General features: G+C 62.8%; 17 protein-coding genes. 12 read left to right on the top strand and 5 right to left on the bottom strand.

Translation table 11 applies throughout. The features are described 5' to 3' along the window. Nucleotides 1–107: 107 nt before the first annotated feature. Nucleotides 108–587, top strand: coding sequence for a hypothetical protein (locus C5J26_RS31635; protein ID WP_172746216.1), 480 nt, complete (start codon nt 108–110; stop codon nt 585–587). On the opposite strand, the gene C5J26_RS31630 is transcribed toward C5J26_RS31635, so the two are convergent. After that, a complete protein-coding gene (locus tag C5J26_RS31630; RefSeq protein WP_105405397.1) occupies nt 568–2,781 on the bottom strand; it encodes a transglycosylase domain-containing protein in 2,214 nt (737 codons plus the stop codon). The two genes, C5J26_RS31635 and C5J26_RS31630, sit on opposite strands and share 20 nt — an antisense overlap. 185 nt (nt 2,782–2,966) lie before the next feature. Here C5J26_RS31630 and C5J26_RS31625 point away from each other — a divergent pair, with 185 nt between their 5' ends. Further along, on the top strand, nt 2,967–3,428 hold the full coding sequence (locus C5J26_RS31625) for a YcgN family cysteine cluster protein (RefSeq protein WP_046668495.1): 462 nt from the start codon (nt 2,967–2,969) through the stop codon (nt 3,426–3,428). Nucleotides 3,429–3,557: 129 nt separating this feature from the next. Here the strand turns inward: C5J26_RS31625 and C5J26_RS31620 are convergent, their stop codons facing one another. Then, entirely contained in the window at nt 3,558–4,229 is a 672-nt protein-coding gene (locus C5J26_RS31620) for a glutathione S-transferase family protein (protein ID WP_105405374.1), read from the bottom strand. A gap of 186 nt (nt 4,230–4,415) precedes the next feature. Here C5J26_RS31620 and C5J26_RS31615 point away from each other — a divergent pair, with 186 nt between their 5' ends. Further along, nucleotides 4,416–5,327, top strand: coding sequence for a LysR family transcriptional regulator (locus C5J26_RS31615; RefSeq protein WP_105405373.1), 912 nt, complete (start codon nt 4,416–4,418; stop codon nt 5,325–5,327). A 58-nt stretch (nt 5,328–5,385) separates the two neighbouring features. Here C5J26_RS31615 and C5J26_RS31610 read toward each other — a convergent pair whose 3' ends face one another. Together C5J26_RS31610 and C5J26_RS31605 are read right to left on the bottom strand one after the other, a co-directional pair. Then, nucleotides 5,386–6,387 carry an NADP-dependent oxidoreductase gene (locus C5J26_RS31610; RefSeq protein ID WP_105405396.1) on the bottom strand — a complete coding sequence of 334 codons (1,002 nt, stop codon included), beginning with the start codon at nt 6,385–6,387 and terminating at the stop codon, nt 5,386–5,388. A 56-nt stretch (nt 6,388–6,443) separates the two neighbouring features. Then, complete coding sequence (locus tag C5J26_RS31605; RefSeq protein WP_105405372.1) at nt 6,444–7,259, bottom strand: oxidoreductase; 816 nt, start codon at nt 7,257–7,259, stop codon at nt 6,444–6,446. Between the two features lie 88 nt (nt 7,260–7,347). Here C5J26_RS31605 and C5J26_RS31600 point away from each other — a divergent pair, with 88 nt between their 5' ends. From C5J26_RS31600 to C5J26_RS31570, 7 genes are all read left to right on the top strand, one after another. Continuing rightward, on the top strand, nt 7,348–7,779 hold the full coding sequence (locus tag C5J26_RS31600) for a helix-turn-helix domain-containing protein (RefSeq protein WP_046638365.1): 432 nt from the start codon (nt 7,348–7,350) through the stop codon (nt 7,777–7,779). A gap of 274 nt (nt 7,780–8,053) precedes the next feature. Further along, nucleotides 8,054–9,169 carry a helix-turn-helix transcriptional regulator gene (locus C5J26_RS31595; RefSeq protein ID WP_105405371.1) on the top strand — a complete coding sequence of 372 codons (1,116 nt, stop codon included), beginning with the start codon at nt 8,054–8,056 and terminating at the stop codon, nt 9,167–9,169. Nucleotides 9,170–9,322: 153 nt separating this feature from the next. After that, nucleotides 9,323–11,284: an acyltransferase family protein gene (locus tag C5J26_RS31590; RefSeq protein ID WP_105405370.1), complete on the top strand. Its 1,962-nt coding sequence runs from the start codon at nt 9,323–9,325 to the stop codon at nt 11,282–11,284. A 97-nt stretch (nt 11,285–11,381) separates the two neighbouring features. After that, nucleotides 11,382–13,796 carry a heavy metal translocating P-type ATPase gene (locus C5J26_RS31585; protein WP_105405369.1) on the top strand — a complete coding sequence of 805 codons (2,415 nt, stop codon included), beginning with the start codon at nt 11,382–11,384 and terminating at the stop codon, nt 13,794–13,796. Continuing rightward, the gene (cueR, locus tag C5J26_RS31580) at nt 13,793–14,224 is read left to right on the top strand and encodes a Cu(I)-responsive transcriptional regulator (protein WP_105405368.1); all 432 of its coding nucleotides are present in this window, start codon (nt 13,793–13,795) and stop codon (nt 14,222–14,224) included. Before C5J26_RS31585 ends, cueR begins: the two co-directional genes overlap by 4 nt. A 277-nt stretch (nt 14,225–14,501) precedes the next feature. Continuing rightward, complete coding sequence (locus C5J26_RS31575) at nt 14,502–14,702, top strand: heavy-metal-associated domain-containing protein (protein WP_105405367.1); 201 nt, start codon at nt 14,502–14,504, stop codon at nt 14,700–14,702. Between the two features lie 160 nt (nt 14,703–14,862). After that, a complete protein-coding gene (locus C5J26_RS31570; protein ID WP_105405366.1) occupies nt 14,863–15,993 on the top strand; it encodes an esterase-like activity of phytase family protein in 1,131 nt (376 codons plus the stop codon). A gap of 77 nt (nt 15,994–16,070) precedes the next feature. On the opposite strand, the gene C5J26_RS31565 is transcribed toward C5J26_RS31570, so the two are convergent. Then, nucleotides 16,071–16,700, bottom strand: a complete 630-nt coding sequence (locus C5J26_RS31565; RefSeq protein WP_046668488.1) for an outer membrane protein — start codon at nt 16,698–16,700, stop codon at nt 16,071–16,073. Nucleotides 16,701–16,907: 207 nt separating this feature from the next. Here C5J26_RS31565 and C5J26_RS31560 point away from each other — a divergent pair, with 207 nt between their 5' ends. Both C5J26_RS31560 and C5J26_RS31555 read left to right on the top strand, forming a co-directional pair. Then, complete coding sequence (locus tag C5J26_RS31560) at nt 16,908–18,296, top strand: MFS transporter (protein WP_172746215.1); 1,389 nt, start codon at nt 16,908–16,910, stop codon at nt 18,294–18,296. Nucleotides 18,297–18,394: 98 nt separating this feature from the next. Continuing rightward, nucleotides 18,395–19,077, top strand: a 683-nt coding sequence (locus tag C5J26_RS31555) for a protein adenylyltransferase SelO family protein (protein WP_206051246.1), incomplete at its 3' end; no start/stop codon positions are given.

The raw sequence follows: 19,077 nt of genomic DNA, 5'->3' as shown, positions 1-19,077 counted from the left end.
CTTTGATAAGGTTGTTTCGAGCGGTTCCTGTGACTAAAAACCGCCTGTACCTTCCCCGGTTCATTCCTTGGCTACCGTGTCTGCGACGACGTTCCGGAGCAGAGACGATGAGAGCATGGATGATGGCGAGCGGTGCATTGATAGCCGTGGCTGCTGGATTTTCGGGTGCCTATTACCACCTGAAACCGGCGCCGGGGCCTTCGACCCCGAAGGACATTTCCCTCGATTTCATGACGCTGACCGAAAGCCAGCCGACGGAGGCGCGCCGCGCCATCGTCGACGGTATCGAGATCTGCCTTCCCCAGCCGGCGCGGGAGGGCTGGACGAGCCCGCCGGTCAAGAACCTCGCGGTCGACAGCTATATCCGCTTTTTCGACCTGATGGGGCAGGAGGTGGGGCAGGCCGAGCGCAGCGCGGAATTCCGTGCCTGGCTTTCGCAGGCGGGCGGCTGCCTGTCGGAGCGGGACCGGATCGCCTTCGGCAAGCTGACCGAGGGCGGCCTGCACGAAGGCGTGACTGCGCTCTGCGTCGCCGCGACCATGCGCGGCAAGCTCGGAAGCCAGGGGGTCAGGGGTTTCTGGAACTGACGGCCGTCGCCTCGGCGAGCGATCCCGTCGCGGTCTTGTCGGCCACCTTGGCGGTGGCAGGTCCGAGCCGCCCGGCTTCTTTCAGCTTTCCGGCGATCTGCCGCAGCAGGCGGGTGGATTCGGCCGACAGGGAACGCGGGCGGATGAGCGCCTGCAATCCGGTATCGGGAGTGCCATCCTTCTTCTTGGCGACGGCGTTGCCCTTGTGGTCGCCGGTCGGCAGCGGGTTGTCGATGCCGGGAATGGCGCGCAGCTCGATGCCCTGGTGGGCATAGTCCATCACTGTCTTGAAGGTCGAGGCCGGCAGCGAGCCGCCGGTCATGTTGTCCATCGAGGTGAAGTCGTCGTTACCGAACCAGACCGCGGTCGTGTAATTGCCGGTAAACCCGATGAACCAGGCGTCGCGATAGCTCTGCGAGGTACCGGTCTTGCCGGCCGTGACGATGCCGCCGTCGAGCGCCGCCCTGCGGGCCGTGCCGATCACCGGGATCTGCGTCAGGATGCGGTTCATCGACGATGTCGCCTGCTCGGAGAGCACGCGCTTGGCCGGCCGTTCGTCGCGGTTGAAATCGTAGAGCACGTCGCCGCCGTAGCCGAGAACCTGCTCGATGCCGTGGCGGCGCGATTCCATGCCGCCGGCCGGCATCACGGCGTAGCCCGTCGCCTGGTCGAGCACCGTCATTTCCGAGGTGCCGAGCGGGATGGTCTTGTCCTTCCTGAGCGGCGTTTCGACACCGAAGGCCTTGGCTGTCTTGACGATCACGTCGGTGCCCAGATAGTCCTTGGCGAGCCTGACCGGCACGGTATTGAGCGACTGCGCCATGGCCGACAGCAGCGTCACCTTGCCCTTGTAGGAGCGCGCGTAGTTCTGTGGCGACCAGCCGTTCCAGGTGATCGGCGCGTCTGAAATCGTCGATTCCGGCTTGAAGCCGTTCTCCATCGCCGCCGAATAGGTATAGAGCTTGAAGGACGAACCCGGCTGGCGCAGCGCCTTGGCGGCGCGGTTGAACTGGCTTTCGCCGTAGTCGCGGCCGCCGACCATGGCGCGCACGGCCCCGCCGTTCTCGATCATCACGAGGGCGCCCTGCTTCACCTTGAAGCTCTCGCCATATTCGCGCAGGCTCGATTCCACCGCCGATTCCGAGGCCTGCTGCAGGCCCATGTCGATCGTCGTGCGCACCACGACCGAATGTTCGTGGAACTTGCCGGCCTGCGCCAGCCGCTGCACTTCGTCGAAGGCCCAGTCGAGGAAATAGTCCGGCGCCTTGACGTCGGCGCGGTCGACGACGGTCGCCGGGCCGCGGCGGGCGGCGATCACCTGGCCTTCGGTCATCATCCCGCTCTGCACGAGGTTGGAGAGCACTTCGTTGGCCCGGGCGCGGGCAGCCGGCAGGTTGACATGCGGCGCATATTTGGCCGGCGCCTTGAACAGGCCGGCGAGCATGGCGCTCTCGGCAAGGTTCACTTCCGCGATGTTCTTGCCGAAATAGAATTGTGCCGCCGCCGCCGCCCCGAACGTGCCGCCGCCCATATAGGCGCGGTCGAGATAGAGCGACAGGATCTCCTTCTTGGAGAGATTGGCTTCCAGCCACAGCGACAGGAAGGCTTCCTTGATCTTGCGTTCGATCGACCGTTCGTTGGTGAGGAACAGGTTCTTGGCAAGCTGCTGGGTGAGCGTCGAGCCCCCCTGCACGACGCCGCCGGCCTTGGCGTTTTCGCTCATGGCGCGGGCCAGGCCGAAGAAGTCGATGCCGAAATGATCGAAGAAGCGGCGGTCCTCGGTCGCCAGCACCGCCTTGATCAGGTGGTCCGGCAATTCGTCGATCGGCACGGAGTCTTCATGGATGATGCCGCGATGGCCGATGATGTTGCCGTAGCGGTCGAGGAAGGTGACCGCGAAATCGCCACGGTTGCGCCAGTCCTCGTGGGTTTCCTCGAAAGCGGGCTGGGCGAGCGCCAGGAGCACCACGAAACCCGCGGTGCCCAGGGTCATCGCCTCGCCGGCGAGTTCGAAGCCGAGGCGTTTCCAGCCGCGCACGCGAAACCGGCGGAAGAAGATGGTGATCTCCTCCCAGATTTCGCCGAGCCGGAAACCGAGATTCCAGACGGTGGAATCGATCCAGGAATCGATGCGCAGCAGCAGGTGGCGCTTGCCGCGCGGCCGGTCGTCGGATGACTTTGGCTCGTCCTGCACCTTCGGAATTCCCTGCCCTTCGATGAGATGTGCTTGACGCGATCCCCGCAAGGGATCAAGAGCTCTAGCCTCTCACCGTTAATCAGCTTTAGCTGACAAATGGTTGATGCGCGATATCAAAATCGCAACAGGTAAAATGCAGATACCGGGATTTGTTCCGCCCTGCCGCAAATGTGATATCCACGATGACCGACGAACCTTTCTGGAAGACCAAGCGGCTCGACCAGCTGAGCCAAAATGAATGGGAAAGCCTGTGCGACGGTTGCGGGCTCTGTTGTCTCAACAAGCTCGAGGACTGGGACTCGGGCGACGTTGTCTTCACCTCCGTCGCCTGCCGCCTGCTCGACGGGGAGAGCTGTCGCTGCAAGGACTACCAGCACCGCCAGGCGACCGTGCCGGACTGTATCCAGCTCACTCCGACGACGGTCAACGAGATCGCCTGGCTGCCGCCGACCTGCGGTTATCGCCTCGTCCGCGACGGCGAGGACCTCTACTGGTGGCATCCGCTGGTCTCGGGCGATCCGAACACCGTGCACCAGGCCGGCATCTCCGCCCGCGGCCGCACGGTCAGCGAAAACGAAGTCGATGTGGAAGATTTCGAAGACTACGTGGTCGACTGGCCGCTGACGGTGGGCGAGGAGCGCTGATCTGGTTTGAACGCTGGAGAGATGGTCGGTAGCCACAAGCCGCCTACCGCGCCGCTGACAAGATCGCTGCGATTCCGGCCAACGCGCACCACCTTCATGCGCGCGCTGGCCAGACAGGAGGGCCAGAAATTACAGTTTCACGCCGACACTTGCCAGGAAGCTTTCCATACGATTGTCAACCTCAGCCTTCGTCTCCGCCCACGCTGGGAACGACTGGAGAAGATTGTCGTGCCAAGCGATCAGGTTTGGATATTCCTTGAACGGAAACTTTGCACGATCGACCTGGGAGAAGGGAGCCGCGATATCGATATCGGCAAAGGTCAACCCATTGCCGACCATGAACTTGCGGCCTTCAAGATGCCGGTCGAGTACCTTCGCTGCAGCGCGGATCTTGCCCTCGGCAAATTTGATGAGGGACTCGTCCTTCGGTACGCCCATGACCGTCTTCCCCACGCGCTCATCGAAGATGGTGGTGGTGAAGGTGCGCCACTGCTCGCCTGACCAGAACATCCACTGAAGCACCTGGAAGCGCTCCTCCTGCGTGGTTCCGACCAGTGGCGAATTCACCTTGTTGGCGAGATACAGATTGATCGCAGAAGATTCCCAGAGAATGGTGTCTCCATCCTCCAGGACCGGCGTCAGACCGTGCGGATTGAGACGTGATTTGAACTCGTCGGTCTGGCTCTCGCCTTTGAGGAGGTCAACGTTAACGCGTTCGAGTTCAACGCCCATGATCTTTGCTGCGGCGTTCACGCGACGCAAGCTGCCCGAGCCAGCGTCGCCATAGATCTTGATTGTCATAACTCTTCCTTTCGGTTCCGGGCCCGTGGACGGGCGGCTGAATTCCGATTCTCATATTCCCTTGGCGAACGGCAGCCATGCCTTATGAATGTCATCTATTCCATTTTGGAATTCATCGATGTATTGCGTGCCAGCAGATCATGACTTGCTCAGTCAGCTCGATCGGTCTCGTTCGGAATAAAACTGATGGATAAGCTGGATGCGATGCGGATGTTCGTGCGCGTCGTCGAAAGCGGAAGCTTTTCGCAGGCAGCGCGAGACCTGAACGTCGGCCAACCGACGGTCAGCAAACAGCTTGCTGCGCTCGAAGCGCGGCTCGGGACGCAACTCCTCGCGAGAAGTTCGCGTGCCCTTGCCGTGACGCCCGCAGGACAGGAATATTACGAGGCCACTGTCCGTATCCTTCAGGATATCGACTTCGCCGAAGAGAGGGTCCTTGAAGGGCAGTCGGCCCCCTCGGGGCTGGTCCGCGTCACCCTCTCGCCAGCATTCGGGAGGATGTTCGTTATTCCCCGGCTGGCAGATTTCAGGAATCGTTTCCCTGATGTCGCGATCGAGATGGAGGTCTCCGGGCGGCACGTTGACCTTATCGAGGAGGGAATAGACGTCGCGATCCGTATCGGTCGGCTTTCGGATTCGGCACTTGTCGCCCGACATATCGGCGACATGCGGATGATAACCCTGGCCTCCGCCGGCTATCTTGCCCAACACGGCACGCCGCAGACGCTGGACGAACTGCGCACCCACGAGCGTATCAGCTATGTCTACCAGGGAGATATCATCGGGTGGGGTTTTGAGGTAGACGGCCGGCAGGTCACGGTCGACGGTGGGGGAGCGTTCCGCACGAACGACGCCGAGCATGTCCGCGGTGCGGTCCTCGCGGGCCTTGGTATCGCCCACCACGCGAGCTGGTTGTTCACGGATGTGCTGGCCACCGGCGAGGTTGTGCAAATTTTGGACCAGCATGCGCCGCCGCCCTTTCCGATCAACGCTGTTACCGTTGCCGGACGGCGCATGCCCTCCCGAGTGCGGCATTTCGTCGATTTCCTCGCCGCGATTTGCGCCGAGGAGCGGGAATTAAGGATAGGCGACGGCTAGTCCGTCATCGGCTATCCTCAGAATGGATGGTTTCGCCGCTTCTACAGCCTGAACGACGTCACTTCACTGCGATGACGACCTTGCCCTTGGCGCGGCCCGTTTCGACATAGTCCAGCGCCTCGTTGGTCTTGTCGAACGGGAAGACCCGGTCCATCACCGGGCGGATGTGGCCCGCTTCGATCAGCGAGGTGATCTGTGCGAGCTGGCCGCCGTTCGCCGTCATGAAGAGGAACGAATAGCCGATCTTCCGGCGTCCCGCTTTTCGCCTGATGCCGAAGCTCAGCAGGCGCATGGCCTGTTGAAGCAGCCAGCCGGAGCCGTTCTGCCGGGCGAAATCCGGATCGGGCGGGCCGGAAATCGAGATCAGCTTGCCGCTCGGCTTCAGTACGTCCAGGGATTTTTCGAGCGTATCCTTGCCCAGGCTGTTCAGCACGACGTCGTAGCCCTGCAGCACCTTCTCGAAGTCGTCTTTCTTGTAATCGACGACGACGTCCGCCCCGAGACTTTTCGCGAGGGCGATATTGGCGGTGCTCGTGGTCGTCGCCACATGGGCGCCTAGATACTTGGCGAGCTGGATCGCTATCGTGCCGACGCCGCCGGAGCCGGCATGGATCAGGACTTTTTGCCCCTTCTGCAGGTTGGCGCGCTCGACAAGGACCTGCCATGCCGTCAGGGCGACAAGCGGAATGGATGCGGCCTCCACCATGGCGAGATTGCTGGGTTTTCTCGCCACATCGGCCTCGTCCATGGCGATATATTCGGCAAACGTGCCGATGCGATCCTGCGCCGGGCGTGCATAGACCTCGTCGCCCGGCTTGAATTGCCGGACCTTCGCCCCGACCCGGACGACGACGCCCGCCACATCATTGCCCAGCACCAAGGGAAGGCGGTAGGGCAGGATAAGCTTGAACTCTCCGTCCCTGATCTTGTTGTCCAGGGCGTTCACGCCGGCGGCATGAACCTCCACCAGAACGTCGTTGTCGCGCAATGCCGGCTCGGGTATTTCGCCGGGCCGCAGGGCGCCGCCCTTGCGATAGCGATCGATCAGGAATGATTTCATCGGACTGACTTCCGTTTCCGTGGTGGCCGGCATCGCCGGCGGGCCTGCGATAATGCTCAGGCGGGAAGCCCGTTGAACTTCCGAAGGTTCTTGTCGACGATGGTTTCGGGCAGGAAGCGACGTATGAAGCGGACCTGTCCTGCCATTTTTCCGGCAGTGTAGCGCCGTTTTGGCAATGCCTCATTGGCGGCCTTCAGGACGGCTTCGGCGACCACTTCCGGTGCATCTCCCTTCGCGACGGCTTCCTGCATCAGCCGTTCCGCACCGGCGCGAACCTTATCATAGACGGAAAGCGGGCGGTCAGCGCGGGTCAGGTTCTCCTCGAAGGCGGTGCGGGTCAAACCGGGCTCGACGAGCACGACGCGGATGCCCTGGTTCCGCACTTCATGGTCGAGGGACTCCGAATACCCTTCGACGGCGTGTTTGGTCGATGCATAAAGGCCGTTGAAAGGAGCCGGGATCAGCCCGAGTATGGAACTCAGGTTGACGATGCGGCCCTTCTGCTGGCCCCTCATCACGGGCAGGACGGCATTCGTCATCCGGATGGTGCCGAACACGTTGACGTCGAACAGGGCCTTCGCCTGCTCGATCGTGGATTCTTCGGCACCGCCAAGCAGGCCCACCCCGGCATTGTTGACGAGAAGATCGATCCGCCCTGCGCGGCGCAGAACCTCGTCGACGGCACTTTCGACCGATGCGTCGTCGGTCACGTCGCAGACCAGCATCGTCACCCCGTCCACCGTGTCCGGCATCGGCCTCCGGCTGGTGCCGAAGACAAGATAGCCATCTCGCCGCAGCGCCTGCGCCGTCACCAGTCCTATTCCTGAGGAGGCGCCCGTAACCAGGGCAACGCCACGTTTTTTCTTGCTCATCGGTTTCGCTTTCATTTTGTGATGGAACATCGTTGAGCGATCAGTTACTATCAAATCCGTATCAAGTCACTACTAAAAAGATATCGACATGAAGAATCTTTCCGACCAGCCCTGCCTGATCGCCCGGAGCCTGGCGCTTGTGGGGGACGCGTGGAGCATGCTGATCATGCGCGACGCCCATGCGGGGCTGACCCGCTTCGACGAGTTTCGCAAGAGCCTCGGCATTGCGCCGACCATGCTGACCGGACGGCTTTCAGGCCTGACGGAGGAGGGGCTTTTGGAGAAACGGCGCTATTCCGACCGTCCGCCACGGGATGAATATCTGCTGACCGAAGCCGGCCGCGACTTTCTGCCGGTTCTGTTTGCGATCGGCGCATGGGGACGCAAGCATCGCGGCGGCGGCAAGGTCACCCGGTTCTTCGACGCCGAAACCGGAACGGAAATCGATCCGGTCACCATCGACCGCGCCACCGGCGCTCCGGTCGGAACACGCCCGATCCGGATCGCCGCGCCCGAATGAACCGCAACACCGGTTGAAAGCCGGTCCTGCGTCCCGTTGCCGGCGACTGTCCGTTCCTCGGCGATGCCGGATCGATAGGCCCTGGGGCTAAACCGGCGAGCGAGAAAGGCGCGCGAAGAGGCTCGAAGCGCAGGTTTATTACTTGTCAATGACATAAGTTAAGATGGGCTACGCAAGTTTTTCAGGTAATTCTACCAGTATGCCCGGGCGCGCAGAAACGCTAGGACTAGGGTGACAGTCAAGATTCATTCCGAATTCATTCGATGGCATCCAGATGAATGCAGAAGGCACGCTGGCAGACCGCCTCTACGAGGCAGCCCTGGTTCCTGAGCTTTGGACGGAAACTTGCGAGAGGATGGCATTGGAGGCGGGGTCCAGCACCGCCTCGATCTTCACCATCGACGGCAGCGGCAATCATCGTTACGTCACCACTCCCAATATCGCCGACGCGTTTGCCGAGTTCGTCAAGAGCGACACCCGGCTGGACAATGTTCGCCCCGTTCGGGCCATGGAGCGTTCGCCCTTTTCGTTCGTCCGCGTGACCGATCTCCTGAGCGCGGAGGAATTTGCCAATGATGCGATCCAGCGCGACATCATCGAGCCGCACGGCATGCAATGGGAGGCGGGCTGGGCTTTCCAGGAGCCGACCGGGCACGTCATCGTCATCACCCTGATGCGCGCCAAGGGCCTGACGCATTTCTCCGACGAACAGCTGGCGCGCCTTAATCTCTTGAAGCCGGATCTCGCCCGGGCCGCCTATATGGCGTCGCGGCTTGCCTTTTCCGAGGCGCGTTCGATGACCGAGACGCTGTCGCTGCTCGGATTGCCGGCTGCGGTCATCGGCGACGGCGGCCAGGCAATTGCAATGAACCCGGAGATGGAGGCACTGAGCCCGCGCATCCGCACCGGCGCCGGTGATCGGCTGGTGCTGGAGGGGACGGGTGCCAGTGCTCTCCTCGACGGAGCGATAGAGCACTACAAGGCGCAGGCCACGCCGACCGTGCAATCGCTGCCGATGGCGGGCCGCGACGGGGCGCCGCCGCTGATCCTGCATCTTCTGCCGATCCGCCGCGCCGCCCGCGACATCTTCTCCCGTTCGATGGCGGTACTCGCCGTCACCCAGGTGGGGCAGGTCGGCCCACCGGACATGCGGGTGCTCTGCGGCCTCTTCGACCTCACCCCCGCCGAAGCCCGCGTGGCACGCGGCATCGCCATGGCCCAGACGCCGGAAATGGCCGCCGCCGCGCTCGGCATCTCGCTCGAAACCGCCCGCTCACACCTGAAGAAGATCATGCTGAAAACCGGCACCACCCGCCAGGCGGAACTGGTGCTGCTGCTTTCGGGCCTGAACGCGCCGAGCTTCGGCGGTGGCGGTCGACCGGAGCCGTGAACGCCTCGCAAAGCGCGCTCGGGTTAAATTGGCCACATTCCTTTGCTGGATGACGTGCACGCATGTGCGAAGTCGCAATTGGCTCAGGCAGGAGCGAGTGCAATCGATCGATGCGCTCGGCTGTCGTGAATTGATGCCGCATTGGGTTGTAGAATGAAATACAGACCGGAAATCGACGGCTTGCGGGCCGTCGCTGTGGTTCCTGTCCTTATATTCCACGGTGGTTTGGGTTTCCGCGGCGGATTTGTCGGCGTCGACGTCTTCTTCGTCATCAGCGGTTATCTGATTACATCGATCATGTATGGCGAAGTCGAAGAGCGGAAGTTCAGTATCGTCCGCTTCTACGAGCGGCGCCTGCGACGCATCATTCCAGCGCTTGTTTGCGTCTGCCTGGCTTGTCTGCCCTTTGCATGGGCATGGATGCTTCCCTATGAGCTGCGCGACTTCGGCCGCAGCCTCTATCAGGTGAATCTGTTCGTTTCGAACTTCTATTTTTGGAGTAAAACCGGCTATTTCGATGCAAGCAACGACCTGAAGCCGCTTTTGCATACGTGGTCCCTCGGGGTAGAAGAACAGTTCTACATCATATTTCCTGTTGTTCTCATGGCGTTGCGCCGGTTTCGTCGCCAGTTCGTTCTGGCGGCCATCCTCCTGTTGAGCATGGCGAGTTTCCTTGCCACGCAGGTCGTGCCGCTGTTCGATCCTGCGGCAAATTTCTATCTTCTGCCCACGCGCTTCTGGGAGCTTGGCGTCGGCGCCAGCATCAGCCTGGCGAATTTCGATCGAGAAAAAGCCCGCTACGGCGGTTTGGCGGCGGCTTGCGGTCTCGCGATGATCGTCCTGTCTTGCTTCTTCGTTGAAGGCGGACCGTATTATCCCGGCTGGCAAACGCTGCCTGTCGTGATCGGAACCGCGCTGATTCTTCTGTTTTCATCTTCAGAAAATCTCGCTGGACGGCTTCTTTCCGCAAGAGCCTTGGTCTTTGTCGGTTTGATCAGTTACAGCCTCTATCTCTGGCATCAGCCGGTCCTCGCCTTCGCGCGCTTGCGACTGTTCACGGATGACCTGAGCGCTTCAACGTCCGCTCTTCTGCTTAGCGTCACGGCGTTGCTTGCGGTTGTGAGCTACTATCTCGTCGAGCGGCCGTTTCGTGACGGGAACCGCGTCGGCACAAGGGCTTTCGTCACTCTGGCCGGGGTTACGGGAGCCGCCAGCATCGCTTCCGGGATCATGTTCGAAATGACCGACGGCGCGGCGTTCAGGTCGCCGGGTCTCTACGAGATGACCGAGGTGAGCAAAGGTCTGAGCGAAAACTGTAACGGCAAGATGGCGCCCGAATGCTCCACGTCGGATAGTCCGGAGATCGCGGTGTGGGGAGATTCCTTCGGCGCCCATCTCGTGGAAGGAATCCTGGCCTCGGCCCCCGATGTCAAACTCGTGCAGTTCACCAAAAGCCTTTGCGGACCGTTCACCGACATTACCTACCCGGTCGCCAGCGACGGTCGCAGGTCGCCCGAAGGCTGCCTGTCCTGGAACACGGACGTCCTCGACGCCATGGCGGCAACCAAGACGCTTCGATACGTCGCGATAGGCGTCAATCTCGATATCTATACGGAAACTGAAACGTTTGTTCGGAAGGATGGACAGAGTGTACCGGCAAGCCGGGCGCTGCTTCTGGACAGCTTTTTAGCGTCCTTGTCCGGCCTGCGGCAAATGGGATTGAGCCCCGTGGTTTTCGCGCAGCCGCCGCAGACGGGGACCGATGTCGGCAGTTGTGTTGCCCGTTCACGATTGCTGGGCATCGCGGCCGACCGCTGCGATCTGTCTGCTGACGACGTGAACCGGCGAGGCCGCGTTGCGATGGACATCATGAATGTCGTGGCGCGGGACTATCCGGTGATCGATATGGGCACCGGCCGGTGCAACGGCACGATCTGCCGGGTTTCCGAGGATGGCGTCTCCCTTTATGCGGATGCGGGACACTATTCTGAGGGTGGAATACGGCTGCTCGGAAAGAAGTACCATCTGTACGATCTTATCGTGAAAGCGGCGACTGAGGGCTGCGGTAATGGCCCTGTTCCCGCTGCCCGACCCGCCGGTTTCTGCCGCCCTTGAGAATATCCACAAGTACCCCTTGACCTTCCCATGATGGGAAGCTCCACATAGGGCGGGACAGTAAGACATCCCGACAAAAAAAGGGGAGATTGCGCCCGTGAACCAGACCGTCAAGCCGATCCACAAGGCCGAGCCTTTTACCGTGCCCGTTGAGGGCATGACCTGCGCCTCCTGCGTGCGCCGCGTCGAGAACGCTGCCGCGAAAGTGCCGGGCATCGACAGGAGCGCCGTCAACTTCGCGACCAAGAAACTGACGGTGGAATCGGCCGAGGGCTTTTCGCCGGAAGAGCTGACGAAGGCGATCAGGAAAGTCGGTTACGAAATCTCGCCCGGCGCCATCGACCATGCGATGCGCGAGGCGGGCATGATGCCGCCTGTGGCGCCGACGGCGCATGCCGGGCACGAGCACCACCACGGGCATTCCGCACCGGAAGCCCACATGGACCATGCCGCCATGGGGCACGACCAGGCGGGCCATGCCGGCGGGCATGACCACATGCATATGCACCAGGGCGAGGAGGGCGTGCTGAAGCGCGACTTGGCGATCGCCTTCGTGCTGACCCTGCCGCTGTTCGTGCTGGAAATGGCAGGCCACGTCTACGACCCGTTCCACCACTGGCTGATGGGCGTGATCGAGACGCAGAACCTTTATTATCTCTATTTCGCACTGGCGACGGTGGTCGTCTTCGGCCCCGGCTTCCGGTTCCTGAAGCTCGGCCTGCCGGCGCTGCTGCGCGGCGTGCCGGAGATGAATTCGCTGGTCGCGGTCGGCGTGCTGGCGGCCTACGGTTATTCGCTGGTGACGACGTTTGCCCCGGACCTGCTGCCGGAAAGCGCGCGCTTCGTTTATTACGAGGCCGCGACGGTGATCGTCACGCTGATCCTGTTCGGCCGGCTGCTCGAGGCCCGCGCCACGGGCCGCACCGGCGAGGCGATCGAGAAGCTGAGCCGGCTGCAGGCGAAGACCGCCCGCGTCGAACGCGAGGGCAAGCTGCTGGACATCCCCGCCGAACAGGTGGTCGCCGGCGACGTGCTGGTGATCCGGCCGGGCGAGCGCATTCCGGTCGACGGCACGGTGATCGATGGCTCCTCGAATGTCGACGAATCGATGATTTCGGGAGAGCCGCTGCCGGTCGAAAAGGCGGCCGGCGCGACCGTGGTCGGCGGCACGATCAACAAGACCGGCGCCTTTCGTTTCCGGGCCGATAAGGTCGGCCGCGACACGATGCTGGCCCAGATCATCCGCATGGTCGAACAGGCTCAAGGGTCGAAACTGCCGATCCAGGGGCTGGTCGATCGGGTGACGGCCTGGTTCGTGCCGGCGGTGATCGCGCTGGCTGTTCTCACCTTCGCCGTCTGGTTATTCGTCGGCCCCGAACCGGCGCTCGCCCATGCGCTGGCCAATGCGGTCGCCGTGCTGATCATCGCCTGCCCCTGCGCCATGGGGCTTGCGGTGCCCACCTCGATCGTCGTCGGCGGCGGCCGGGCGGCAGAGCTCGGCGTGCTGTTCCGCAAGGGCGAGGCGCTGCAGGAACTGCGCAATGTCCAGCTGGTCGTGTTCGACAAGACCGGTACAGTCACCAAGGGCCGGCCGGAACTGACTGATCTGGTGACCGCGCAAGGTTTTGCCGAGGACGAGGTGCTGGCATTGGTCGCGAGCGTCGAGGCGCAGTCGGAACACCCGATCGCCGAGGCGATCGTCAAGGCGGCCGAGGCCAGGGGCCTGACGGTGCCGAAGGCGGAACGCTTCTCGTCGGTGACCGGCTACGGCATCGAGGCGGAGGCGGACGGCCGCAGGATCTCGGTCGGCGCGGACCGGTTCATGGAAAAGCTGGGGCTTTCGGTTGAGGTGTTTGCGCAAGCCGCCGCCCGGCTTGGCGACGAAGGCAAGACGCCGCTTTATGCCGCTGTCGACGGCAAGCTGGCTGCCGTGATCGCGGTTGCCGATCCGCTGAAACCCTCAAGCCGCGACGCGATCAGGGCGCTGCAGGCGATGGGCGTCGAAACGGTAATGGTGACCGGCGACAACCGTCGCACTGCAGAGGCTATCGCCCGTCAGGTCGGGATCACAAAGGTCGTGGCCGAGGTCCTGCCGGAAGGCAAGGTGAAGGCGATCCACGAGATGCGGGCCGGCGGCAAGAAGCTCGCCTTCGTCGGCGACGGCATCAACGACGCGCCGGCGCTCGCCGAAGCCGATATCGGCATCGCCATCGGCACCGGCACGGATGTGGCGATCGAAAGCGCCGACGTGGTGCTGGTCGGCGGCGATCTGTCGGGTGCGGTTTCGGCGATCGCCATGAGCCGCGCGACCATGACCAACATCAAACAGAACCTGTTCTGGGCCTTCGGTTACAACGTGGCGCTGGTGCCGGTTGCGGCCGGCGTACTTTACCCTGCCTTCGGCTGGCTGCTGTCGCCGATGATCGCCGCCGGCGCCATGGCGCTGTCGAGCGTCTTCGTGCTCGGCAATGCGCTGCGGCTGAAGGCGGTGAAAGTGGGAGAAACGAGATGAATATCGGCGAGGCCTCCAGCGCGTCCGGCGTTTCGGCCAAGATGATCCGTTATTACGAGGAGATCGGCCTGATTCGCCCGATGGGCCGCACCGGCAACAATTACAGGGTCTATGGCGATGAGGAGGTGCATATCCTGCGCTTCATCAAGCGCGCCCGCAATCTCGGCTTTTCGCTCGAAGAGACCGAGACGTTGCTGAAACTCTGGCAGGACAAGAGCCGCGAAAGTGCTGCCGTCAAGGACGTCGCGACCGCCCATATCGGCGATCTCGAACGGCGCATCGCCGAGATGCAGGGCATGCTGAAGACGCTGAAACACCTCGCCCACTGCTGCGGCGGCGACAACCGCCCCAACTGCCCGATCCTCGATGATCTGGCGGGGGATGGGACAGTGGCTCCAGCGAAGAACAAGATGAAACAGAATGCCTGATGCTTTTCCGCCAGGATGAGGCAAAACGGCCCCTCCTTCGATCTCCCCCCTTGAGGGGGAGATGCCCGGCAGGGCAGAGGGGGGTGACCGCTCCGCTATTCTTCGGCCGAATGTTTTGCCGCACCGTCGCCACCCCCCCTCTGTCACCTTCGGCGACATCTCCCCCTCAAGGGGGGAGATCATCTGGAGCATGCCGCACCGGCTTCATTCCTCAAATGCACTTGACCTTCCCTCCATGGGAGGCTGCACAACACACCTATCGAACAAGGAGATTCCGATGACTGCGATTTTCACCGTGCCGGACATGACCTGCGGCCATTGCGAAAAGACCGTCCGCGGCGCGTTGGCGGAAGCCCTGCCGGGTGCGGTGGTGGCGATTGATCTGATCGCCAAGACGGTAGCGATCGAAGGCGATGCGGCGAAGGCCGAAGAGGCGATCCGCGAGGCGGGGTATTCACCGGAGCGGGCGGCGGTCTGAGGTCTTCCCCACCACCCGTCACGAAAATTTCAACATTCTGACGGCCGACCGTTATACGTCCGCAAAACTCGCGTGGCAGAGGATGAGCAACTGCGGGACCGGCTTTCATTCGTGAGGCTGGTCACCGTTTTCACCCGCCTCGAATTGCCGGACATCGATCATGCTCAAAGCGCTGTTTTCAACCGTTGCCCTCGTCCTCCTCTTCGCGCCCGTTGCCCATGCTGCCGAGCCCGGCGTGACGGTCGTCACTCCTTGCCCGTTCGGCGATTGCAAGGCGGCGATTGGGCTTTCCTTCGCCGGCGAATTTAGCATCCCGACCGGCACGCTGTTCGACGGCGTCGAGTTCGGCGGCCTGTCCGGTCTTGACTACGACCCGGCAAGCAATCGCTACATCGCCATTTCAGACGACCGTTCCGAACGGGCGCCGGCCCGGTTCTACGAGCTTTCGATCGAGGCGAGCGCCGCCGGCATCAGCGATGTGAAGGTGGTCAAGACCGTGACCCTGAAGGACAAGAGCGGCGCGGCTTTTGCAGCCAAGAGCGTCGATCCGGAATCGGTCCGGCTCGGCAAGGACGGCATCTACTGGTCGAGTGAAGGCGACGTGAAGCAGCTTCTGCCGCCCTTCGTGCGCGTCGCCGGCCCGGATGGTGCCTTCGTTCGCGAGTTCGAGCTTCCCAAGGCTTTTCTGCCGACCGCCGACAAGTCCGCCGGTGTTCGCGACAACCTCGCCTTCGAGGGGCTCGCCACGCTGCCCGGCGGAGACCTGATGGTGGAGGTCGAATCGGCGCTGTTCCAGGACGGCCCGATCTCCGGGCTTAGCCGCGGCACGCTCGCCCGCATGATCCGCTACGATGCGGCCACCGGCAGGCCGAAGGCCGAATATGTCTATCCGATCGCGCCGATCCCCCAGGCGCCGACCGTCGACAAGGGCTATAACGACAACGGCGCTTCGGAGATCCTAAGCCTGGACGACCACCGCCTGCTGGTGGTCGAGCGCGGTTTTGCGCAAGGGTTCGGCAGTTCGATCAAGGTCTTCATGGTCGATACCGAGGGCGCCACCGATGTCTCGGCCATTCCTTCGCTCGCCGGTACCGAGGCGGCCATCGTGCCGGTGCGCAAGGCCCAGGTGCTCGACATGCGGGCGATCGGCCTGCAGCCGGACAATATCGAGGCCGTCACCTTCGCCAAGGGCACCGATGGCAGCGATCTGCTGATTTTTGTTTCCGACAACAATTTCTCGAAGGAACAGAAGACGCAGTTCATCGCCTTCAAGGTGCTGGCCCGCCCCTGAGGACGCCCGCCACCCCTCGAGATCTTGCTCCACCTTGTCGCAAGGTGGAGCATTGAGACGTATTCCGAAGCCGCGGCTTAGAACTTCACGCCGATGCCGACGTTGATCACGTGCTGGCTGAAGTCGAAATCGGCGCCTGCGAGGCTGCCGTTGCCGAAGTCGTTGTAGCGGTATTCGAGGCGGCCGAAGATATTGTCGGTGAAGGCGTAGTCGACGCCGGCGCCGACGGTCCAGCCGTTGAGCATGTCGTCGTCGTCAAAGCCGCCGCCGTCGATATGGGCGGTGGTGGCCGTCCAGCCGGCTGCTGCGAAGATCAACGCCCGGTCCATGGCGTAACCGACACGGCCGCGAACCGAACCGGAGAACCCGGTGTCGACGTCGATGCCGCCGGCATAGCTGTTCTCGTTCCAGTCGTAGTTGACGTCGCCTTCGATACCGGCCACGAAACCGCTCGAGAACTGCCAGTTATAACCGACGAAGCCGCCAAGCCTCCAGCTGTCGAAATCGTCCGAACCGCCGCCGGGGGCATCACCGTCGCCCCAGGCATATCCCGTATGGGCACCGATATAGGGGCCGTTCCAGGAGAACACGACGGGCGTTTCGACGGCTTGCGGAGCCTGCGGGATTTGTTCGACGGCGTCGGCTGCGTAAGCAACGGAAGAGGCGGTCATGGCGGCCGACGCTGCGAGAATGAAAAGAGCCTTCATGGATATTCCCTCCGATTGGTTGGCAAAAACGCAAATAGAGCGGTTTGCTTGGAAAGCTGTAGCTAAAATACAACATCGGAAAGAATCTGCAATTACGCCTTAAGGCGCTGAAAATACGTAATTTTAATTTTTGGCTCATCCCTTGACCTCAATCGTGGTTGAGGTTGTAGCGTCCCCGGGACTGAAAAAACGGATAAGAGGCAGGGCGTGTTGCAGGATATCAATGTGGGCTGGTCGAGGCTTCTCAGAGGCCGCGAAGGGGCGATGCTGGGGCTGATCTCGGCGGGGATCGGGCTGCATGCCTTCAACCAGTTCGCGATCGTCGCAGCGCTGCCGCCGGCAGCGAGAGAGATCGGCGGCACGGGTTATTTCAGCTGGGCCTATACGCTCTATTTCCTGGGTTCGATCGCCGGCGGCACGGGTGCGGCGGCGATGCGCGACCGGTTCGGCGCGCGCTTCATCCTCCTTCTTGCGGCGCTGGTCTTTGCGGCCGGCGGGCTGCTGGCGCTGTCGGCGCCGGCCTTTTCCTGGATCATGGCCGGGCGCCTGCTGCAGGGCATTGCCGACGGGCTGATCGTGGCGATCTGCTACAGCCTCATCCCGGCCAACTTTCCCTCCGCGCTGATCGCAAAGGTGTTTGCGGTGGAGGCGATCGTCTGGGCGGTGGCGGCGATTGCCGGACCATTGGCGGGCGGGCTTCTGACCGAGGCCTATTCATGGCGGGCGTCGTTCCTGGCCGTCTCGCCCTTCGTGTTGCTGCTGGCCGTCTTCGCGCTCACCGCGAAGGTGAGGGTGACCGAGGCGGCGCCGGTGCCGCTCTCCGCCGCCACCATTTCGCTCTGCCTTGCCGCCTCCTTCGTCCTGTCGCTGTCGTCGGTGGTGACCGGAGGGGCGATGCAGGCAGTGGCGGTGGTGGCAGGGGCGGGCCTGTTCCTGCCGGCGCTGAAGCTCGACGGGCGGATCGGGCCAAGGCTGTTTCCGGAAGGCGCTTTCCGGCTCGGTTCGGTGCTCGGGCACGGATTCTGGGTGCTGTTCCTGATGTCGGCAAGCCACTCGGTCGGCAGCGTTTACCTGGCGCTGATGATCGACGCCGTCTTCGGTCTCCGGCCGTCCGTGGTCGGTTATCTGGTGGTGACCATGGCGCTCTCCTGGAGTGCGGTCGCAGTGGTCGCGAGCAGGATTACGGCGCTTCAGCCGCGGCATCGGTGGATGCGCGCAGGCGCATTGTTTCAACTGGCCGGTTTCCTCTGCCTCGCGGCCGCGTTCGCGAGCGGCTCGCTGGTGCTGCTGCTGGCGGGCCAGGTGGCGATCGGTACGGGCTTCGGCGTCGCCTGGGCAAGCGTCAACCAGGCGGCGATGGAAGCGGCAGCAAGGCAGGAGCGCGATCTCGCAAGTGCCTTGCTGCCGACGATTTCGACCGCCGGTTACGCGATAGGCGCGGGAATCGCCGGGATGATCGCAAGCGCGACCGGCCTGGTTTCGGCGCTTGAGAGTGGCGAGGCCGGCGGGCCGGCCCTGTGGCTTTACGGGACTGCGGCTGCCGGTGCGCTCCTGACCTTCCTCCTCGGTTTCGGTGTGCGGCTGGCCAAGCCTTGAGCGGCGCAACAAAAGCGCATTTCGCTTGTTCGGCGGGACAGATTTCCCATATTTGAAGAAAAGGTCGCCGCATCCCGGCGGCCAAAGGAGTCCTTCCCGTGTTCCAGTTCGACAATTCCTATGCCCGCCTGCCGGACAGGTTTTTCGCCTCCGTCTATCCCGAGCCTGTGGAGGGGCCGAAGCTCCTGAAATTCAACGCGGAACTGGCAGAGGAGCTGGGCGTCGAGGCGGACTTTTCCGATCCCGCCCGGGTGGCGGCGATCCTTGCCGGCAATGTCGTGCCGCCCGGCGCCATGCCGATCGCCATGGCTTATGCCGGCCACCAGTTCGGAAATTTCGTGCCGCAGCTTGGCGACGGCCGGGCGATATTGCTGGGCGAGGTCGTCGACCGCAACGGCAAACGCCGCGACATCCAGCTGAAGGGCGCCGGACCGACGCCCTATTCCCGCAGAGGCGACGGACGTGCGGCTTTGGGACCGGTGCTGCGCGAATATATCGTCTCCGAGGCGATGAATGCGCTCGGCGTGCCGGCGACACGGGCCTTGGCGGCTGTCGCGACCGGCGAACAGGTCTATCGCGAGACGGTGGAGCAGGGCGCGGTGTTCGTGCGCGTCGCGGCAAGCCATGTGCGGATCGGCACCTTCCAGTTCTTTGCCGCCCGCGGCGACAATGACGGGATCAAATTGCTCGCCGACTACGTCATTGAGCGGCATTACCCGGAGCTGAAAACGGCGGAAAATCCCTATCTGGCGCTACTGCAGGCGGTGGCGGGGCGGCAGGC

The sequence above is a fragment of the Neorhizobium sp. T7_12 genome (assembly GCF_002968535.1).
GTDB lineage: Bacteria > Pseudomonadota > Alphaproteobacteria > Rhizobiales > Rhizobiaceae > Neorhizobium > Neorhizobium tomejilense.
The sequence above is the reverse complement of the archived record's forward strand: the minus strand, read 5'-3'. Positions and strand labels throughout refer to the sequence as shown.

Excerpts from the sequence above, each read along its gene's own strand:
- C5J26_RS31635 (WP_172746216.1), top strand. The coding sequence starts at position 108 with ATGAGAGCATGGATGATGGCGAGCGGTGCATTGATAGCCGTGGCTGCT.
- C5J26_RS31625 (WP_046668495.1), top strand. The coding sequence starts at position 2,967 with ATGACCGACGAACCTTTCTGGAAGACCAAGCGGCTCGACCAGCTGAGC.
- C5J26_RS31620 (WP_105405374.1), bottom strand. The coding sequence starts at position 4,229 with ATGACAATCAAGATCTATGGCGACGCTGGCTCGGGCAGCTTGCGTCGC.
- C5J26_RS31615 (WP_105405373.1), top strand. The coding sequence starts at position 4,416 with ATGGATAAGCTGGATGCGATGCGGATGTTCGTGCGCGTCGTCGAAAGC.
- C5J26_RS31610 (WP_105405396.1), bottom strand. The coding sequence starts at position 6,387 with ATGAAATCATTCCTGATCGATCGCTATCGCAAGGGCGGCGCCCTGCGG.
- C5J26_RS31605 (WP_105405372.1), bottom strand. The coding sequence starts at position 7,259 with ATGAGCAAGAAAAAACGTGGCGTTGCCCTGGTTACGGGCGCCTCCTCA.
- C5J26_RS31600 (WP_046638365.1), top strand. The coding sequence starts at position 7,348 with ATGAAGAATCTTTCCGACCAGCCCTGCCTGATCGCCCGGAGCCTGGCG.
- C5J26_RS31595 (WP_105405371.1), top strand. The coding sequence starts at position 8,054 with ATGAATGCAGAAGGCACGCTGGCAGACCGCCTCTACGAGGCAGCCCTG.
- C5J26_RS31590 (WP_105405370.1), top strand. The coding sequence starts at position 9,323 with ATGAAATACAGACCGGAAATCGACGGCTTGCGGGCCGTCGCTGTGGTT.
- cueR (WP_105405368.1), top strand. The coding sequence starts at position 13,793 with ATGAATATCGGCGAGGCCTCCAGCGCGTCCGGCGTTTCGGCCAAGATG.
- C5J26_RS31575 (WP_105405367.1), top strand. The coding sequence starts at position 14,502 with ATGACTGCGATTTTCACCGTGCCGGACATGACCTGCGGCCATTGCGAA.
- C5J26_RS31570 (WP_105405366.1), top strand. The coding sequence starts at position 14,863 with ATGCTCAAAGCGCTGTTTTCAACCGTTGCCCTCGTCCTCCTCTTCGCG.
- C5J26_RS31565 (WP_046668488.1), bottom strand. The coding sequence starts at position 16,700 with ATGAAGGCTCTTTTCATTCTCGCAGCGTCGGCCGCCATGACCGCCTCT.